At 74.7% G+C, this 16,322-nt stretch carries 15 protein-coding genes and 1 pseudogene; 12 read left to right on the forward strand and 4 right to left on the reverse strand.

The annotated features are described in order from the left end of the window. Positions 1-91: 91 nt before the first annotated feature. From folB to OYE22_RS18180, 3 genes are all read left to right on the forward strand, one after another. Positions 92-451, forward strand: coding sequence for a dihydroneopterin aldolase (folB, locus tag OYE22_RS18170; protein WP_232544128.1), 360 nt, complete (start codon positions 92-94; stop codon positions 449-451). Beyond that, positions 448-1,041: a 2-amino-4-hydroxy-6-hydroxymethyldihydropteridine diphosphokinase gene (folK, locus tag OYE22_RS18175; RefSeq protein WP_277321393.1), complete on the forward strand. Its 594-nt coding sequence runs from the start codon at positions 448-450 to the stop codon at positions 1,039-1,041. Before folB ends, folK begins: the two co-directional genes overlap by 4 nt. Positions 1,042-1,121: 80 nt before the next feature. Further along, the gene (locus tag OYE22_RS18180) at positions 1,122-1,610 is read left to right on the forward strand and encodes a DUF3180 domain-containing protein (RefSeq protein WP_277321394.1); all 489 of its coding nucleotides are present in this window, start codon (positions 1,122-1,124) and stop codon (positions 1,608-1,610) included. 81 nt (positions 1,611-1,691) lie between these two features. On the opposite strand, the gene OYE22_RS18185 is transcribed toward OYE22_RS18180, so the two are convergent. Next, complete coding sequence (locus OYE22_RS18185) at positions 1,692-2,852, reverse strand: betaine/proline/choline family ABC transporter ATP-binding protein (RefSeq protein ID WP_277321395.1); 1,161 nt, start codon at positions 2,850-2,852, stop codon at positions 1,692-1,694. Between the two features lie 159 nt (positions 2,853-3,011). On the opposite strand from OYE22_RS18185, the gene OYE22_RS18190 reads away from it, so the two are divergent. The 4 genes and pseudogenes from OYE22_RS18190 to OYE22_RS18205 all read left to right on the forward strand — a co-directional run bounded on the left by OYE22_RS18190 (position 3,012) and on the right by OYE22_RS18205 (position 7,048). Continuing rightward, positions 3,012-3,752 carry an ABC transporter permease gene (locus OYE22_RS18190; RefSeq protein WP_277321396.1) on the forward strand — a complete coding sequence of 247 codons (741 nt, stop codon included), beginning with the start codon at positions 3,012-3,014 and terminating at the stop codon, positions 3,750-3,752. Between the two features lie 4 nt (positions 3,753-3,756). Beyond that, a pseudogene (locus tag OYE22_RS18195) lies at positions 3,757-4,371 on the forward strand (ABC transporter permease); the annotation flags it as partial. A gap of 171 nt (positions 4,372-4,542) precedes the next feature. Next, complete coding sequence (locus OYE22_RS18200; protein ID WP_277324189.1) at positions 4,543-5,442, forward strand: ABC transporter substrate-binding protein; 900 nt, start codon at positions 4,543-4,545, stop codon at positions 5,440-5,442. 133 nt (positions 5,443-5,575) lie between these two features. Then, complete coding sequence (locus tag OYE22_RS18205) at positions 5,576-7,048, forward strand: hypothetical protein (RefSeq protein ID WP_277321397.1); 1,473 nt, start codon at positions 5,576-5,578, stop codon at positions 7,046-7,048. A gap of 113 nt (positions 7,049-7,161) precedes the next feature. Here OYE22_RS18205 and OYE22_RS18210 read toward each other — a convergent pair whose 3' ends face one another. Both OYE22_RS18210 and OYE22_RS18215 read right to left on the reverse strand, forming a co-directional pair. Further along, positions 7,162-8,304 carry an NADH-quinone oxidoreductase subunit D gene (locus OYE22_RS18210; protein WP_277321398.1) on the reverse strand — a complete coding sequence of 381 codons (1,143 nt, stop codon included), beginning with the start codon at positions 8,302-8,304 and terminating at the stop codon, positions 7,162-7,164. Between the two features lie 12 nt (positions 8,305-8,316). Continuing rightward, positions 8,317-9,678 carry an SAM-dependent methyltransferase gene (locus OYE22_RS18215; RefSeq protein WP_277321399.1) on the reverse strand — a complete coding sequence of 454 codons (1,362 nt, stop codon included), beginning with the start codon at positions 9,676-9,678 and terminating at the stop codon, positions 8,317-8,319. Positions 9,679-9,946: 268 nt separating this feature from the next. On the opposite strand from OYE22_RS18215, the gene OYE22_RS18220 reads away from it, so the two are divergent. Together OYE22_RS18220 and OYE22_RS18225 are read left to right on the forward strand one after the other, a co-directional pair. Beyond that, on the forward strand, positions 9,947-11,149 hold the full coding sequence (locus OYE22_RS18220) for a sensor histidine kinase (protein WP_277321400.1): 1,203 nt from the start codon (positions 9,947-9,949) through the stop codon (positions 11,147-11,149). 204 nt (positions 11,150-11,353) lie between these two features. Next, positions 11,354-12,031 (forward strand): response regulator transcription factor, encoded by a 678-nt coding sequence (locus OYE22_RS18225; protein ID WP_176162488.1) that lies wholly within the window; start codon positions 11,354-11,356, stop codon positions 12,029-12,031. Between the two features lie 148 nt (positions 12,032-12,179). Here OYE22_RS18225 and OYE22_RS18230 read toward each other — a convergent pair whose 3' ends face one another. Continuing rightward, positions 12,180-13,274, reverse strand: coding sequence for a DUF5937 family protein (locus tag OYE22_RS18230; RefSeq protein ID WP_277321401.1), 1,095 nt, complete (start codon positions 13,272-13,274; stop codon positions 12,180-12,182). A gap of 100 nt (positions 13,275-13,374) precedes the next feature. On the opposite strand from OYE22_RS18230, the gene OYE22_RS18235 reads away from it, so the two are divergent. The 3 genes from OYE22_RS18235 (at position 13,375) to panC (ending at position 16,224) form a co-directional block, all read left to right on the forward strand. Next, a complete protein-coding gene (locus tag OYE22_RS18235; RefSeq protein WP_277324442.1) occupies positions 13,375-13,791 on the forward strand; it encodes a hypothetical protein in 417 nt (138 codons plus the stop codon). A gap of 322 nt (positions 13,792-14,113) precedes the next feature. Continuing rightward, positions 14,114-15,082: a DUF2520 domain-containing protein gene (locus OYE22_RS18240; protein ID WP_277321402.1), complete on the forward strand. Its 969-nt coding sequence runs from the start codon at positions 14,114-14,116 to the stop codon at positions 15,080-15,082. Continuing rightward, on the forward strand, positions 15,079-16,224 hold the full coding sequence (gene panC / locus OYE22_RS18245; RefSeq protein ID WP_277321403.1) for a pantoate--beta-alanine ligase: 1,146 nt from the start codon (positions 15,079-15,081) through the stop codon (positions 16,222-16,224). The genes OYE22_RS18240 and panC overlap by 4 nt, the downstream gene beginning before the upstream one ends. Positions 16,225-16,322 lie beyond the last annotated feature (98 nt).

A 16,322-nucleotide genomic window follows, 5' to 3' on the forward strand; every position in this document is an offset into this window, starting at 1 on the left:
TAACGGGGGTATGACAGCCCCAGGCAGCCAGGGTGGCGCGCCGGCCGTGGTCGGTGCCCGTCCGCACCGACGACCAGCAGGAGTGATTCGTGTGGATCGTGTCGCGCTGCGCGGCCTGACGGCCCGTGGGCACCACGGCGTGTTCCCCGAGGAGCGCGCGAAGGGTCAGACCTTCGTCGTGGACCTGGTGCTCGGCCTGGACACGCGTCCGGCGGCGGCCGACGACGACCTCACGAAGACCGTGCACTACGGGGTCGTGGCCGAGGAGGTCGTGGCCGTGGTGGCGGGGGAGCCGGTGGACCTGATCGAGACGCTCGCGGAGCGGATCGCCCAGAAGTGCCTGGAGCACGCGGCGGTGCGCGAGGTGGAGGTCGTCGTGCACAAGCCGGAAGCCCCGATCACCGTTCCCTTTGACGACGTGACCATTACCATCACGCGGAGCCGAGTATGAGCAGCAGCGACCCGACCGTGCAGCCCGTCCCCTCCTCCGTGGTGGAACAGGTGGACGCCGCCGACGTGACCCTGTCCAACCCGAAGTGGGCGGTGATCTCGCTCGGCAGCAACCTGGGCAACCGCCTGGAGACCCTGCAGGGCGCGGTCGACGCCCTGGAGGACACGCCCGGCCTGCGCGTCAAGGCGGTCTCCCCGGTCTACGAGACCGAGCCGTGGGGCGTGGAGTCGGGGTCGCAGCCCACGTACTTCAACGCCGTCGTGCTGGTGAAGACCACCCTGCCCCCGACCTCGCTGCTCGATCGCGGCCAGGCCCTTGAGGAGGCCTTCGAGCGGGTGCGGGACGAGCGCTGGGGACCGCGCACACTGGACGTGGACATCGTGACCTACCAGGACGTCGTCTCCGACGACCCGGTGCTCACCCTTCCGCACCCGCGCTGCCACGAGCGCGCCTTCGTTCTCGTACCGTGGCACGACGTGGAGCCGGAGGCGGTCGTTCCGGGGCGGGGGCCGGTCGCCGAACTGCTGGCGCGGGTGGATCGTGGCGGTGTGGTGCCGCGTGTCGACCTGGAACTGCGGCTGCCTGAGTAGGCGTTGAGGTAGCTGGTGCCGCGCGTGGGTGGCGGCGCCGGTGGAAGGGCGGTAGAGCGACGATGAGGGGCGACCACTCGGTGAAGCAACTTCGGATCGGGGTACTGGTCGGTCTCTTTCTCGCGGCCGGCGTCCTGTCGTGGGCGGGCGCCCGGCTCTGGGACTCCCTCGGCACCCTGCCGAGCGTGCCGCTGGCGGCCCCCGTCGTGCTGGCCCTGATCGCCGTGGTGCTGGGCGCGACGGCCCTGTCGATGCGTTCCCGGCTCCAGGCCCAGCGTGAGCGGCGGCCCGGCGCGAAGGGCGTCGACCCGCTGGTGGCGGCCCGGGCGGTGGTCTTCGGTCAGGCCAGCGCGTTGGTGGCGGCGCTGGTCTCGGGGATGTACGGCGGCGTCGGCCTGTTCCTGCTGCTCAACGAACTCGACGTACCGGCCCGCCGCGACCAGGCGATCTACGCCGCCGCTTCGGTGGTGGCCGGGGCGGCCGTGGTCGCGGTGGCGTTCTTCCTGGAGCGCGTCCTGAAGCTCCCGGAGGACGACGACACCGACCCGCGCGGCGCGGCCCGGGCCTGACGCCCGCCCGCGCGGCCCGGAACCACGCCCGCGCGGGCGGGAGCCCGGCCCGCGCGGGCGCCGTACGCCCCGCTCGGGGCGCTACGCGTCGGCGACCGTCTGGAGTTCGACGTCCGAGCGCGGGATGTCCTGGGCGTCCGCGTCGATGGAGCGGCGCAGCGCCTCGTGCAGCTTGGCCGGGGTGAGGACGCCGAGGAACCGGTCGCCGTCCAGGACCGCGATCCAGCCCGCGTCGTGCTGGAGCATGGTGCTGAACGCCCGCTTGAGCGAGGAGCCGACCGGAAGCCACGCCTCCATGCGGCGGGCGTGCTCCCCCACGGTCCCGCCGCCGGCCGCTGCCGCCGCGTCCGCCACGATCCAGCCGTGCAGGTTGTCCTGGTCGTCCAGGACGACCGCCCACCGCGCGCCCTCGGCCGCGAGCCGGGCCGCGGCCTTCGGCAGCGGGTCCGTCAGGTGCACGACCGGCGGCTGCTCCAGGTCGCCCGGCTCGATCGGGGTCACCGTGAGCCGCTTGAGGCCACGGTCGGCGCCGACGAAGTCGGCCACGTACGGCGTGGCGGGCGAGCCGAGCACCGCGGCCGGGGCGTCGAACTGCTCGATTCTCCCCGCGCCGTAGACCGCGATCCGGTCACCGAGCCGCACCGCCTCCTCGATGTCGTGCGTGACGAACAGCACCGTCTTGCGCACCTGCTCCTGGAGCCGCAGGAACTCGTTCTGCAGGTGCTCGCGCACGACCGGGTCCACCGCGCCGAACGGCTCGTCCATCAGCAGCACCGGCGGGTCGGCCGCGAGCGCGCGGGCCACGCCGACGCGCTGGCGCTGGCCACCGGAGAGCTGGTCGGGGTAGCGGTCGCCGTACACCGACGGGTCGAGGCCGACCAGGTCGAGCAGTTCCGCGGCCCGCTCGCTGGCCCGGCCGCGCTGCCAGCCGAGCAGGTGCGGCACGGTGGCCGTGTTCTCCAGGACGGTCTTGTGCGGGAAGAGGCCGACCTGCTGGATGACGTAGCCGATCCGGCGCCTGAGCTGGACCGGGTCGATCGTCGCGATGTCCTCGCCGTCCAGGAAGATCTGCCCGCTGGACGGCTCGATGAGCCGGTTGACCATCTTCATCGTGGTGGTCTTGCCACACCCGGACGGCCCGACGAGCGTGACCAGCTCCCCCTCCGCGACCTCGAAGGACAGGTCGGCGACCGCGGTGGTGCCATCGGCGTAACGCTTGCTGACGTGCTCGAAGCGGATCATGGGTCCCCATTGTCGCCGTAGTCGTTGAAGAACATATTGCGCTCTCGTGGCGGTCTGGCTCGATTGTCAGTGCCCGGGGTTAGGGTCGCCAGGCATGGGACCGGCGCGGGCGGGACGCGCCGGGCATGGGACCGGCACGGGCGGGGGAGGTAGGCGGTCATGAGTGCGAAGGGCTGTCTCGCGGCGAACGAGTGGATCTGCGGCGAGTACGTGCGCACGCGGAGCCAGGAGCTGACGGACGCGACGGTGCAACACGTGTGGATCACCGCCGTCTCGGTGGCCATCGGGCTGCTGGTGGCGTTCCCGCTGGCGCTGCTCGCGCGCCGCTGGCGGGCCGCGGCCGGCCCGGTGCTCGGGCTGACGACGGTGCTGTACACGGTGCCGTCGCTGGCCATGTTCGCGCTGCTGATGCCGGTGTTCGGGGTCTCGGCGGCGGTGGTGGTCACCGGGCTCGTGCTGTATTCGCTCACCATCCTGGTGCGCAACATCCTGGCCGGCCTCGAGTCGGTGCCGGCCGACGCGCGCGAGGCGGCCCGCGGCATGGGGTACGGGCAGGGGCGGCTGCTCCTCGAGGTGGAGCTGCCGCTCGCGCTGCCCGCGCTGATGGCGGGCGTGCGGATCGTGACGGTCTCCACCATCTCGCTGACCACGGTCGGCGCGATCGTCGGCTTCGGCGGCCTGGGCAACCTCATCTACGACGGCATGGACAGCTTCTTCAAGGCCCAGGTGCTCACGGCGTCCGCCATCTGCGTCGCCCTCGCGATCGTCGCCGACGTGCTGTTGCTCGGCGTGCAGAAGCTGCTGACGCCCTGGAACCGGGCGCGGGCCCGGGAGTCAGGTGGCGGGGCCGGCAGGCGGATCGGGACCCGGCGCGTGGCGCGCGCCGCGAAGGCGGGCTGAGGACATGGACGAGATCACCGGCGCCTGGGACTGGCTGACGACCGGCGCGAACTGGGCGGGCACCAGCGGCGTCTGGCACCGCCTCGGCGAGCACCTGTACCTCACCCTGGTGTGCCTGGCCATCTCCTGCGCCATCGCGCTGCCCGTCGCGCTCTACCTGGGCCACATCGGCAAGGGCGGCGCGCTCGCGGTCAACATCTCCAACGCCGGCCGCGCGGTGCCCACCTTCGCCGTGCTCGTGGTGCTGATGCTGACGCCGCTGGGCAAGCACGGGGACGTGCCGACCATCATCGCCCTGGTGCTGTTCGCGGTGCCGCCGCTGCTGACCAACGCGTACGTCGGGATGCGCGAGGCCGACCGGGACGTGGTCGAGGCGGCGCGCGGCATGGGCATGTCCGGCTGGCAGTTGCTGGGCCGGGTCGAGCTGCCGCTCGCCTTCCCGCTGATCATGACGGGGCTGCGGACGGCCGCCGTGCAGGTGGTGGCGACCACGACGCTGGCGGCGCTGCCCGGCGGCGGCGGACTCGGCCGCATCATCACGGCCGGCTTCAACACGTACAACACCGGCCAGGTGGTCGCCGGCGCCGTGCTGGTGGCGGGGCTCGCGCTGCTGGTCGAGGGCGTGTTGGTGGTCGCCCAGCGGCTGTTGAGCCCGCTGCCGGCGGCGGTCCGCGCGGCCAGGCGGCGCGCCGAGCGCGAGCGGCGCGCGGAGGACCGGGTGGCCCCGGCGACGGCGGTGAAGTTCGCCGCGGGCGGCACGGCCGCGATCGTCGCGCTCGCCGCGGTCGTCATCGGGTACGGGGGCAGGAGCCTGGAGGACTCGTCCGCCAGGGGCGGCGGGGGCAAGGGCACGGTGGTGGTCGGGGCGGCCGGCTTCACCGAGTTCAAGATCATGGCCGAGCTGTACGCCCAGATACTGGACGACGCCGGCTTCTCCGCCTCGATCCAGCCACTCAAGGCCCGCGAGCTGTACGAGCCGGCTCTGGAGAAGGGCCAGATCGACGTGGTCCCGGAATACGCCGCCACGCTCGCCGAATTCCTCAACGCCAAGGAGAACGGCCCGGACGCGCCGGCGAAGAATCCCGTCGCCTCGGACGACACGGACAAGACCGTCGCGGCGCTGAAGAAGCTCGCCGAACCGCGCGGACTCAAGGTGCTTTCCGCCGGCGACGCCATCGACCAGAACGCGTTCGCGGTGACCAAGGAGTTCGCCGAGAAGCACGATCTGACCACTCTCTCGGATCTCGGCGCCTCCAATCTCAAGATCAAATTGGCCGCGGGCGACGAATGCGTGCAGCGCCCGTTCTGCTCGCCCGGGCTGAAGAAGACGTACGGCATCAACGTCACCGACGTCGACCCCAAGGGCGTGGGCACGGTGCAGTCGAAGCAGGCGGTCAAGGACGGCACCGACGACATGCTGCTGACCACGACGACGGACGCCACACTGGAGGATTTCGGGCTCGTTCTGTTGCAGGACGACAAGGGCCTGCAAAACGCCGACAACGTCCTTCCCGTCGTCAACGCGAAGGACGCCGGTGGGGCCAAGTTGGCGGCCGTACTCGACAAGCTCACCCGGGTTCTGACGACCCAGGACCTGGCCGACATGAACCGCGCGGTGGATGCCGAACGGGAGAAGCCCGCTGATGTCGCCAAGGACTACCTGGAGAAGAAGGGATTGCTCACCAAGTAACCGGGAGGGAACAGATCGCGGGGCGGGCAGCGCGACGCGACGTACGCACGGTAAGTTTCAGGCCATGCCACGTGGACGCCATCGTCATTCCCTGCCTCTGCACCGGCTGCTCCCACCGTTGGCCGTCGCGGGTGTGTCAACCGCCTGCGCCGCGGCCGCGTGGCTCGTCGGTGAACCCCTGCTGGTCCGCTCGCTGGCCACGGCCGCGGCGGTGGCCGCGATCGTCGGCGCCGTGCTGCTGCGCCGCTGGGACAGCGCGGCGGACAAGCGCCTCGCGGACCTGAACCGCGCCCGGCTGCGCGACGAGTGGCGGACCGAGGAACGCGTGGCGGAGCTGGAGGCGGACGCCGAGCGGGCCCGTGGCGCGCGCACCAAGCTGGAGGCGAAGCTGCGCGCCAAGCGCGCCGAACTCGCCCGGCTGCGCAACGAGCACGCGGCGCTGCTCCGCCGGTACGCCACCGCCGAGACCGAGCGCGCCCGGACGCTGGAGGAGCGCCGCCGCCTCGCCCTTGGCACCCCGTCAACCATGGGTGCCGCGCAGGAGGGTGACGTGGTGGAGACCTCGGGAGCCGCGGCGGCCGTCGCGGCCGTGGCCGCCGCGCGCGGCGCCCGGGCCGACGCCGCCCGGCCCGCCGCCGGCCGGGAGCGGGCGGCCGCGGCCGGCGGGGTACCGACCATGCGGCTCACCGGCCTCCTCCAGCCCGCCGTGTACGAGCGGGCCGCCGTGGCCCTGCGCGACCTCGCCCGCAACGCGGCCGCGCAGCGCGCGGCTGACGCGGTGACGGCTGATGCTGTGACGGATGGCGCGGTGACGGACGGCGTGGCGACTGCCGACGTGGCGACGGGTGCCACGGGGGCCAGTGCCGAGCCGGCTGAGCAGGCGGCGCCGGCCGAGCAGGCCGGGCGGGTGGCGGCCGGCGTGGATGGCGCCCCCGGCCTGGTGACGGCGGAGGCCACGGTGGACGTCGTGGCGGCGGACGCGGTGGAGAACGACGCCGCCGCCGCATCCGCTGACGTGCCCGCCACCGACGTTCCCGCCGATGTCGATGCCGGTGGGGATGTCGATGCCGTGGCCGAGGCTGACGCCGGCCCGGCGGTGGCTCCCGGCGACACCGCGTACACCGCCGACGCCGCCGACGTACGGGACGACGCGCGGGCCACCGAGGCCACTGAGACCACCGAGGCCACGGAGACCGCCGAAGCCACCGCGGCCGCCGAGCACGGTCGGGCCGATGGCGTCGCGGGGCTCGCGGGGCCCGTCGCGGCTCCGCTCGCCGCGGCCGTGGTGCCGCAGCCGGCGCAGACCGCCCCGCAGTGGCGCCCGGCGTCGCGGGCGGTCGGCGGCTTCGACTTCTTCGGCAACGAGTCGGGGGCGCCCGCCGCCCGCCGTGCCGGCGCGCTGGAGGACGACCTCGCGGACGTGGTCGGCGCCGAGGCCATCGCCGACCACGCGGCGCACGCGCGGGACGCGCACGACGCACCGCACGAGCAGGACGCGACCACCTCCGCCACGGCGAACGCGGCGGACGACGGGGTCATCGACCTCACCGTGCACGACGAGACCGAGCAGATCGACCTGGCCGAGCTGCGCGGCGCCATCTCGTAAGGCTCGCCGCGCGCCGCGCGCCAAGAGCGCTCGGAGACCGGAAACTCGAAAGGGGCCCCCGTGGCGGGGCCCCTTTCGGGTTTTCGGGTGTGAGGAGCGTCCGGTCGTCCGGGCTACTTGTCGATGTCGCCGACGACGAAGAACAGCGAGCCGAGGATGGAGACCATGTCGGCGACCAGCGTGCCGGGCAGCAGCTCCGTCAACGCCTGGATGTTGTTGAAAGAGGCCGAGCGGAGCTTGAGCCGGTACGGGGTCTTCTCGCCCTTGGAGACCAGGTAGTAGCCGTTGAGGCCGAGCGGGTTCTCGGTCCAGGCGTACGTGTGGCCCTCGGGGGCCTTGAGCACCTTGGGCAGCCGCTGGTTGATCGGACCCGGCGGGAGATCGGCGATCCGGTCGAGGCAGGCCTCGGCGAGATCGAGCGAGTTGTGCGTCTGGTCGAGCAGGCACTCGAAGCGGGCCAGGCAGTCGCCCTCGGTCCGGGTGACGACGCGCAGCGTGTCGCGCAGTTGCCCGTACGCGAGGTACGGCTCGTCCCGGCGGAGGTCGAAGTCGACGCCGGAGGCGCGGGCGATCGGGCCGCTGACGCCGTACGCGTGCACGGCCCGCTCGGACAGCACGCCCACGTCGCGGGTGCGGCCACGGAAGATCTCGTTGCCGAGGACGAGGTTGTCGTACACGTCCATCCGGGACTGGGCCTCGGCCACCGCGGCGCGGGCGCGGCCGAGCCAGCCGGCGGGCAGGTCCTCCTTGAGGCCGCCGACGCGGTTGTACATGAAGTGCATCCGGCCGCCGGAGATCTCCTCCATCACCGCCTGGAGCTGCTCCCGCTCGTGGAAGGCGTGGAAGACGGGCGTGATGCCGCCGAGTTCCAGGGGGTAGGAGCCGAGGAACATCAGGTGGTTGAGGACCCGGTTCAACTCGGCGAGCAGGGTGCGGGTCCACACGGCGCGCTCGGGCACCTCCATGCCGAGCATCCGCTCCACGGCGAGCACCACGCCGAGCTCGTTGGAGAAGGCGGAGAGCCAGTCGTGCCGGTTGGCGAGCATGATGATCTGGCGGTAGTCGCGCGCCTCGAACAGTTTCTCGGCGCCCCGGTGCATGTAGCCGATGACCGGTTCGGCCCGCTCGATCCGCTCGCCGTCGATCACCAGCCGCAGGCGCAGCACGCCGTGCGTGGACGGGTGCTGCGGCCCGATGTTGAGCACCATGTCGGTGCTCTCCGCCGCCCCGCCGATGCCGACTGTCGTCTCCGTCATGGGCCCAGTCTCTCAGCTCGCCCGCGGCGGCCCGGACCCGTCCCGGGGCGGGACCGGGGCCGGGAGCGGGAGGACGTCGGCGACGGCGAGGGGGCCCACCGGTTGGCACAGCCAGCCGAAGCCGCCGAGCCCCGCGGGGTCGGTCAGCTCGGCCGCCTCGCCGGCCAGCCCGAGGGCCCGCAGGTAGCCGGCGGGGTCGGTGCTGGCCAGCGCCAACGGTGGCCGCCGCCCGGCGAGGCCGAGCGCGCGCAGGGCGTCCCGCTGGGTGTGCAGCACGGGGGTCCCCGCGCGCGCCGCCCGGGCGCCCGCCGCCGCGCACGCGTCCAGCGCGACGTGGGCGGTCAGGTCGCACGAGCCGTCCGGCACGGGGCGCACCTCGCGGCCGTCGCGGAAGCCGGTGAGGGTGCCGTACGGGGGGCGGGCCGCGCGGGTGTGGGCGTAGTCCACGGCGACCGCGAGCCCGGCGTCCAGACCGCGCACGGCGCGCGCCCAGGCGGCGTCCCGGGGCGCCCCCACCTCGGCCCGCGCTCCGGGCTCGGCCCGCGACCCGGCTCGTGCCCCGTGCTCGGCCCGCGAACCGGGTTCCGGTCCGGGGCCGGCCTCCGGCATCGGCGCGGCCTCCCGTACGGGGCCGGTGTGCGGTCCGGGCCCGGCCTCCCGTGGCCACGGCCACCAGTCGGCGAGCCAGGCGGCGTCGGCCCCCGTGACCGGTTCGCCCAGTTCCTCCGTGCCGTCCGGGGCCACCCGTACCCGGCGCGGCACGCCGTCCGGGTCCGCCTCGACCACGTCCACCGGCACGTTGTCCAGCCACTCGTTGGCGATCAGCAGGCCGGTCAGCGAACCGGGCGCGGGCAGTTCCGCGCGCCACTCGACGCGCGGGTCGAGCCCGGCCGGCCGCCGCGCGCGCTCGACGGCGTACGGGCGCAGTCGCTCCGCGAGGCCGGCCGCGCCCGCCGCGACGCCCGGTGTCTCCAACGTCCCCAGGGCGCCCAGTACGCCGGTGAGGAGTTCGCCGCGGCCGGCGCCGACGTCGACGAGGGCGAGTTCGGCGGGGTGGCCCAGGGCGGCGTCCACGCGGGCCAGCAGCGTGGCGACGGCCCGCGCGTACAGCGGCGACGCGTGCACGGAGGTGCGGAAGTGGCCGGCCGGGCCCTCGGGGCGGTGGTAGAAGCCGCCCGGCCCGTACAGCGCCCGTTCGGCGGCGGCCCGCCACCCCGTACGCCCGGACGGCGCACCCGGCGGGGGCGGGCTCGACGGCGTCCGGGCGCCCGCGCCCGCCGGCCCGGTGCCGCCAGCTCCGTGGGCCCTGCCGGCCTCGTGAGGACCCTTGGCCCCGCTGGCCCCGTCGTCGGCCGTTCCGGGTCCCCGTGTCATGCCGCTGCCCTCCACCGATGCTCCCGTCTTCCTCTTCGGCTGTCGTCGCGCCGGCTGTCCGGTCTGGCACGACCATCCTGGGCCCCCGGGGCAGGCAGGGCTCACCAACTCGTCCGCTCCGCCGCTGACCTGGGGCGTTGTCGCGCTGGGAGGATCTCGCGGGAGCATACCGGGTGGTCGGTCTCCACCTTGGGGAGTACGCGGGGCCGTACCGGATCGACCGTCCGGTTGACCCCTGCACACACTTCCCCTGCCTACGCTGGGTGACGTGCAACGTCTCTACGATTTCCTCCGCAGGCACCCCACCGGTGTGGACAGCTTCTGGGCTGTCATGCTGGCGGGCCTCGCCCTGCTCTGGGTCGTGGAGGAGAGCATGGGGCGCGAGGTGCGCCTGGTGGCCGCCGTGCTCTGCGCGGTCCTGTGCGCGGCCACCGCGCTGCGCCGGCGCGCGCCGGAGAAGATGCTGCTGGTGGTCGCGGCGGTGGGGGTGCTCCAGCTCGCGACCGACGTGGGGATCAACCCGGCCGACTTCGCCATGCTGGTGGTCATCTACACCTGCGCGGCCAACGGCGCCCGCTGGGCCTCCTGGCTGGGACTGGTGGGCGGCCTGTGCGCGCCCACCATGGCCGCCCTGCGCTGGCCGCCCGAGGCTCAGACCCAGACCCAGTGGCAGAGCGTCGTCTCCGTGGCCTTCATGACGATCCCCTTCGCGCTGGCCTGGGTGCTCGGCGACTCGATCCGTACCCGCCGCGCGTACTACGCCCAGTTGGAGGAGCGCGCCGCGCGCCTGGAGCGGGAGCGGGAGGCACAGGCGAAGGTGGCCGTCGCGGGCGAGCGCGCCCGAATAGCCCGCGAGCTGCACGACGTCGTCGCGCACAACGTGTCGGTCATGGTGGTGCAGGCCGACGGCGCCGCGTACGTCCTGGACGCCGCGCCCGAGCAGGCCAAGCAGGCCCTGGAGACGATCTCGGGGACCGGGCGGCAGGCGCTGGCCGAGATGCGCCGGCTGCTCGGCGTGCTGCGCACCGGCGAGGGCAGCGAGGGCGGCGAGTACGTGCCACAGCCCGGCGTCGAGCAGCTCACGGACCTCATAGAGCAGGTGCGGGGCGCCGGCCTCCCGGTCGACTTCAAGGTGGCGGGCGAACCGCGCCCGCTGGACAGTGGCGTGGAACTGACCGCGTACCGCATCGTGCAGGAGGCGCTGACCAACACCCGCAAGCACGGCGGGGAGCACGCCGGGGCGACCGTCCGGCTCAGCTACGCCGACACCGAACTCGACCTGCTGATCGAGGACGACGGCCGAGGCGCCGGCCGCGAGCTGTACGAGGCGGGCGGCGCCGACGGGCTCGGCCACGGCCTGATCGGCATGCGGGAGCGCGTCGGGATGGTCGGGGGCCGGCTCGACGCGGGGCCGCGCAGCGGTGGCGGCTTCCGGGTCAGCGCGGTGCTGCCGCTCAAGCCGTCGAGGTGAGTGGCGGTGGTCGGCGCGCGTACGGTTTCCCTGGCTCCGACGGCCACCGCGCGACTCCGACGGCCGTCCCGCCCGGGCCCCGGGCCCGCACCGCGCGCGTGCCGCACCGGCTCCCGCGCCACCCCACCCGACCCACACCGCCTCGCCTCACCCAGCTTCCGCTCCGTCCCAGACCGCCCCGCCTGAAGAAAGAGAACCGGACCGATGCCGATTCGCGTGATGCTCGTCGATGACCAGGCCCTGCTGCGGACCGGTTTCCGCATGGTGCTGGCGGCCCAGCCGGACATGGACGTCGTCGCCGAGGCCGGCGACGGCCTTGAGGCACTGGAGGTGCTGCGGAGCACCGAGGTGGACGTCGTGCTGATGGACGTCCGCATGCCACGGCTCGACGGGGTGGAGGCCACCGCCCGTATCTGTCGTGCCGAGGGCGCGCCCAAGGTGCTGATACTCACCACCTTCGACCTGGACGAGTACGCGTTCTCGGCGCTGAAGGCCGGCGCGGGCGGCTTCATGCTCAAGGACGTGCCGCCCGCCGAACTCCTCACCGCCATCCGCGCCGTGCACAGCGGCGACGCGGTGGTCGCGCCGAGCACGACGCGCCGGCTGCTCGACCGGTTCACGCCGATGCTGCCGAGCAGCGGCGCCGCCGAGGCGGAGCGCTCCGAGATCGGCAAGCTGACCGAGCGGGAGCGCGAGGTGATGATGCTCGTCGCGCAGGGCCTGTCCAACGGCGAGATAGCGGCGCGGCTGGTCCTCTCCGAGGCGACCGTGAAGACCCACGTGGGCCGCATCCTGACCAAGCTCGGCCTGCGGGACCGGGTGCAGGTGGTGGTGCTGGCGTACGAGACGGGCCTGGTGCGCGCGGGCGGAACGGCGCAGTAGCCGGTACGGGGCGGCCGGCGCGGCGGCGGGAACCGGCTGCCGCCCGGCACGGCGGGCGGGCGGCGGCGCGTTGGCGGGCGGCGCGGGAGCGGGCGGGCCGCGCGGTGGGGGGCGTTCGCGCGGCCGCCCGGTCAGCGCGGCGGCCCGGTCAGCGCAGCAGGGCCTCCAGGAAGTCGGAGCCGAGGCGCGCCACGGACGCCAGGTCGAGCTGGTGCAGCACGTACCGGCCGCGCCGGCGGGTGGTCAGCAGGCCAGCCTTCTTCAGCACGGATATGTGCCGCGAGACCTCGGGCGCGGTGATGCCGTGCGCGTTGGCCAACTCGCCGGTGGTGTGCGTGCCACGGGAGAGCGTCCGGCACAGGTTCATGCGCACCGGGTGGGAGACCGCGTCCAGCCGCCGCTGCACCAGCTCAAGCGCCTGCGGGCGCGGCAACTCCGGGGAGCCCACCGGGTAGTGCACGACGGGCTTCCAGCCCGGGGCGTGCAGGACCAGCAGGTGCGGCCAGCCGAACGCGGTCGGCACGAAGGTGATGCCGGCCCGCTCGCCCGGTTGCAGCGCGGTCGTCTGACCCGTCGCCAACTTGTCCGCCACGATGCGCTGCCGCTCGGTGTCGAGGGTGAGCGCCGGCGAGACCTCGGCCAGCGCCTCGGCGAGGCCCCTGCGCCGCAGCACCTCCGCCTTGTGCCGGGCGTCGGCGGCGAGCTGCACCCGTACGCGCTGCCAGGTGTCCCCGAAGAACGCCTGCTCACAGTCCTCGAAGAGGCGGCGCAGCCAGGCGCGTACGGCGGGCGGGTCGGCCAGCACCCGTTCCACGAACGCCGCCTGGCACGGGCCGCGCGCCGCCGCCCGCTCCCTGGTGCGGTCGCGCTCGTACGGGTCGTGCAGCGGGCTCGGCCGGGCGCGCCCGTAGCTGGCCGCGCAGGAGATCTCCAGAGCGGCCGTGACGAACTCCTCCTCCGGCATCTGGTCCAGCCGGTCCAAGTCCTCGGCCAGGGTCGCGCCGGGGTCGGGCGGCAGCAGGATGTCGGAGCGCGTGGTGCGCCACAGGAAGTCCGCCTCCTGGAGCCGGTCGGCCAGGTCGGGCTTGAGCGCGCAGGCGGTGGCGGTGGTCCAGTTGTGCAGCCCCGGGTGGTGGGCGGGCTCGGACAGCGCGTGCAGCGCCGCGCCCAGTTCCGCCAGGGGCGAGGGGGCGAAGGCGATGCGTTCCGGGGGCAGGCCCGCGATGTCGATGGTGACGCTCACAGACCTACTGTGCCCTGTCCGCGGCCCAGCTCAGCGCACACTTGACGGCCTTCGTCAATCGAAGCGACGCGCTCGGCCGGGCCGGCGCAGGGTTGGGGCCATGGACATCACGCAGCAGTACGCACTGGACCTCTACCGCAGCGCACAGCAGGGCGTGCCCGCGCCGCCCGCACCCGGCCGCCACGACTGGCGGGTGGCGGGTGAGGTGCGCGAGTACCGCAGGTTCCAGGCCGTGGTCGCGGAGCGCGCGATCGGCCACGGCCTGGCCCCCCGCCTGCTCAGCGCCGCGCGCGCCACGCTGACCCGCTGGCTGCACCCCGCGACGAGCCGGGGCAGCACGGCCGCTCGCCACACGCCGGCGCCCGCCGCGACCGCGCCGGTGCGTACGGAACCCGCCCGCCCGGCGCCCCGCCGCACGGCCGCCGGCGCGACCACCGCCACCGGGCAGGACGCCCGGGCGGCGGCCCCGGAGCGCGACCTGTGCGACGCGGGGGCGCGGCGCCGGCCGGCCGAGTAGCCGGGTCGCCCCGTACGTCCGTACACCGCCCCGCATGTCCCCGTACGTCGCGCGTACGTCCCACGGAGGGCCCGTAGGACCCGCGCGCGGCGGGTGGGGGCGGGGACGGGTGCGGCACGGTGGCGGAAACGGGGGCGGGTCAGGGGCGGGGACGGGGCCGGGTGGGCGCGGGGTGTGAAGGGTGTGGGTGGCGGCGGGCGGTGCGGCGCGGGGAGTTATCCACAGGCTCTGGGCACACCAGGGGACGGCCGTGGGCACTCGCGTAGCATGGCGCTCAATCGTCCGGTACCCCTCGCGGACTGGAACGGAAGGCCGTCGCTCCGTGAATCCACCCCACCTCCCAGACCCCCAGGACAGGCCCGCCCGGCTCACCGTCGGAGTCGTCGGCGCGGGCCGCGTCGGGCCCGCGCTCGCCGCCGCGCTGCGGCTGGCCGGGCACCGCCCGGTGGCCGCGTCCGGCGTCTCCGACGCCTCGGTGCGCAGGGCCGCCGAGCTGCTGCCCGACGTGCCCCTCGTGTCGCCCGCCGAGGTGCTGGCCCGCGCCGAGCTGGTGCTGCTCACGGTCCCCGACGACGTGCTGCCCGGCCTGGTCGAGGGCCTGGTCGAGACCGGCGCGGTGCGCCCGGGACAGCTCCTGGTGCACACCTCGGGGCGGTACGGGACGGGCGTGCTCGACCCCGCGCTGCGCGCGGGCGCGCTCCCGTTGGCGCTGCACCCGGCGATGACGTTCACCGGCACGGCCGTGGACGTGGAGCGGCTCGCGGGCTGCTCGTTCGGCGTCACCGCGCCCGAGGAGCTGCGGCTGGCCGCCGAGGCGCTGGTCATCGAGATGGGCGGCGAGGCGGAGTGGATCGCCGAGGAGGCCCGCCCGCTCTACCACGCGGCGCTGGCCATCGGCGCCAACCACCTGGTCACGCTGGTCGCCCAGGCGCGGGAGCTGCTTCAGGAGGCGGGCGTCGCGGCGCCGGGCCGGATGCTCGGCCCGTTGCTCGGCGCGGCGTTGGACAACGCGCTGCGCGGTGGCGACGCCGCGCTGACCGGCCCGGTCGCGCGCGGTGACGCGGGCACGGTCGCGGCGCACGTGGCCGAACTGCGCCGGCGCGCGCCGCAGATGGTGCCCGGCTATCTGGCCATGGCCCGTACGACGGCCGACCGCGCGCTCGCGCACGGCCTGCTCAAGCCGGAGCTGGCCGAGGACCTGCTGGGCGTGCTCGCGCACCAGGACGAGGACGGGCCGCCCGGCGGCGACGGCACGAGCAGTGCGAACGGTACGAGTGGAGGCGACCGATGAGCCCGCGACGGTGGAGCGAGGCCGGCGCCGGCGGCCCCGACGTGGAGCTGTGCACCAGCGTCCGCGACTACGACGAGGCGCTGACCCCGCACGCGACGCCCGGCCGGACGGCCGTGGTGATGACGATGGGCGCGCTGCACGCGGGGCACGCCTCGCTGATCCGCGCCGCCCGGGCCCGGGTCGGCGACGAGGGCCTGGTCACGGTCACGGTCTTCGTGAACCCGCTCCAGTTCGGCGCGGGCGAGGACCTGGACCGCTACCCGCGCACGCTGGAGGCGGACCTGGAGCTGGCGGCGGAGGCCGGCGCCGACATCGTCCTCGCGCCGCCCGTGCGGGACGTGTACCCGGGCGGCGAGCCCGAGGTGCGCGTCACGGCGGGCCCGATGGGCGAGCGGTACGAGGGGGCGTCCCGGCCCGGCCACTTCGACGGGGTGCTCACCGTCGTCGCCAAGCTGCTCCACCTCACCCGGCCCGACGTGGCGTTCTTCGGCGAGAAGGACGCGCAGCAACTCGCCGTGATCCGGCGCATGGTCACTGACCTGAACTTCCCGGTCCGCGTCGTCGGCGTCCCGACCGTGCGCGAGGCGGACGGCCTCGCCCTCTCCAGCCGCAACCGCTACCTGGCGCCCGCCGAGCGCACCACGGCCCTCGCCCTGTCCAGGGCGCTGTTCGCCGGCCGTGACGCGCTGGCCGCCGCGAACGGCGCGCCCACACCGGCCACCGCCGACCCCGCGCCGGGCGCACCGACGACGGACACCCCCGCCGTGGACGTCGCCGCGACCGACGTCACCGCGACCGACGCCACCACGGCGGACGGAACCACGGCCGCCGCACCCACAGCCGCCGCACCCGCGACGGGCGCGCCCGCCGGGATCGCCCTGACCGCCGCCGCGCCGGGGTCCGCGACGGCACCGCTGCCCGACCTCGTGCGGCGGGCCGCGCGGGCCGTGTTGGCGGAGGCGGCCGACCACGAGCCGCCGCTGGTCCTGGACTACCTGGCCCTGGTGGACCCGGCCGACTTCACCGAGGTCGGCGACGACTTCACGGGCGAGGCCGTGTTGGCGGTCGCCGCCCGGGTCGGCGCCACCCGCCTCATCGACAACGTCCGCCTGGAGTTCGCGCAGCGGGGAGCCAGACCATGACGCGTACGGAACGCGGCGCGTCCGCCGCGCCCAGCACCGCCGACGCGGCCGCCGCCGACGCGGCCGCCACCGCCACCGCAGCCGACGCGCCCGGTGGG

This window comes from Streptomyces sp. 71268 (genome assembly GCF_029392895.1).
GTDB lineage: Bacteria > Actinomycetota > Actinomycetes > Streptomycetales > Streptomycetaceae > Streptomyces.

Coding starts and splice junctions, on each gene's coding strand:
- folK (WP_277321393.1), top strand. CDS start 448: ATGAGCAGCAGCGACCCGACCGTGCAGCCCGTCCCCTCCTCCGTGGTG.
- OYE22_RS18185 (WP_277321395.1), bottom strand. CDS start 2,852: ATGATCCGCTTCGAGCACGTCAGCAAGCGTTACGCCGATGGCACCACC.
- OYE22_RS18190 (WP_277321396.1), top strand. CDS start 3,012: ATGAGTGCGAAGGGCTGTCTCGCGGCGAACGAGTGGATCTGCGGCGAG.
- OYE22_RS18210 (WP_277321398.1), bottom strand. CDS start 8,304: ATGACGGAGACGACAGTCGGCATCGGCGGGGCGGCGGAGAGCACCGAC.
- OYE22_RS18215 (WP_277321399.1), bottom strand. CDS start 9,678: ATGACACGGGGACCCGGAACGGCCGACGACGGGGCCAGCGGGGCCAAG.
- OYE22_RS18225 (WP_176162488.1), top strand. CDS start 11,354: ATGCCGATTCGCGTGATGCTCGTCGATGACCAGGCCCTGCTGCGGACC.
- OYE22_RS18235 (WP_277324442.1), top strand. CDS start 13,375: ATGGACATCACGCAGCAGTACGCACTGGACCTCTACCGCAGCGCACAG.
- panC (WP_277321403.1), top strand. CDS start 15,079: ATGAGCCCGCGACGGTGGAGCGAGGCCGGCGCCGGCGGCCCCGACGTG.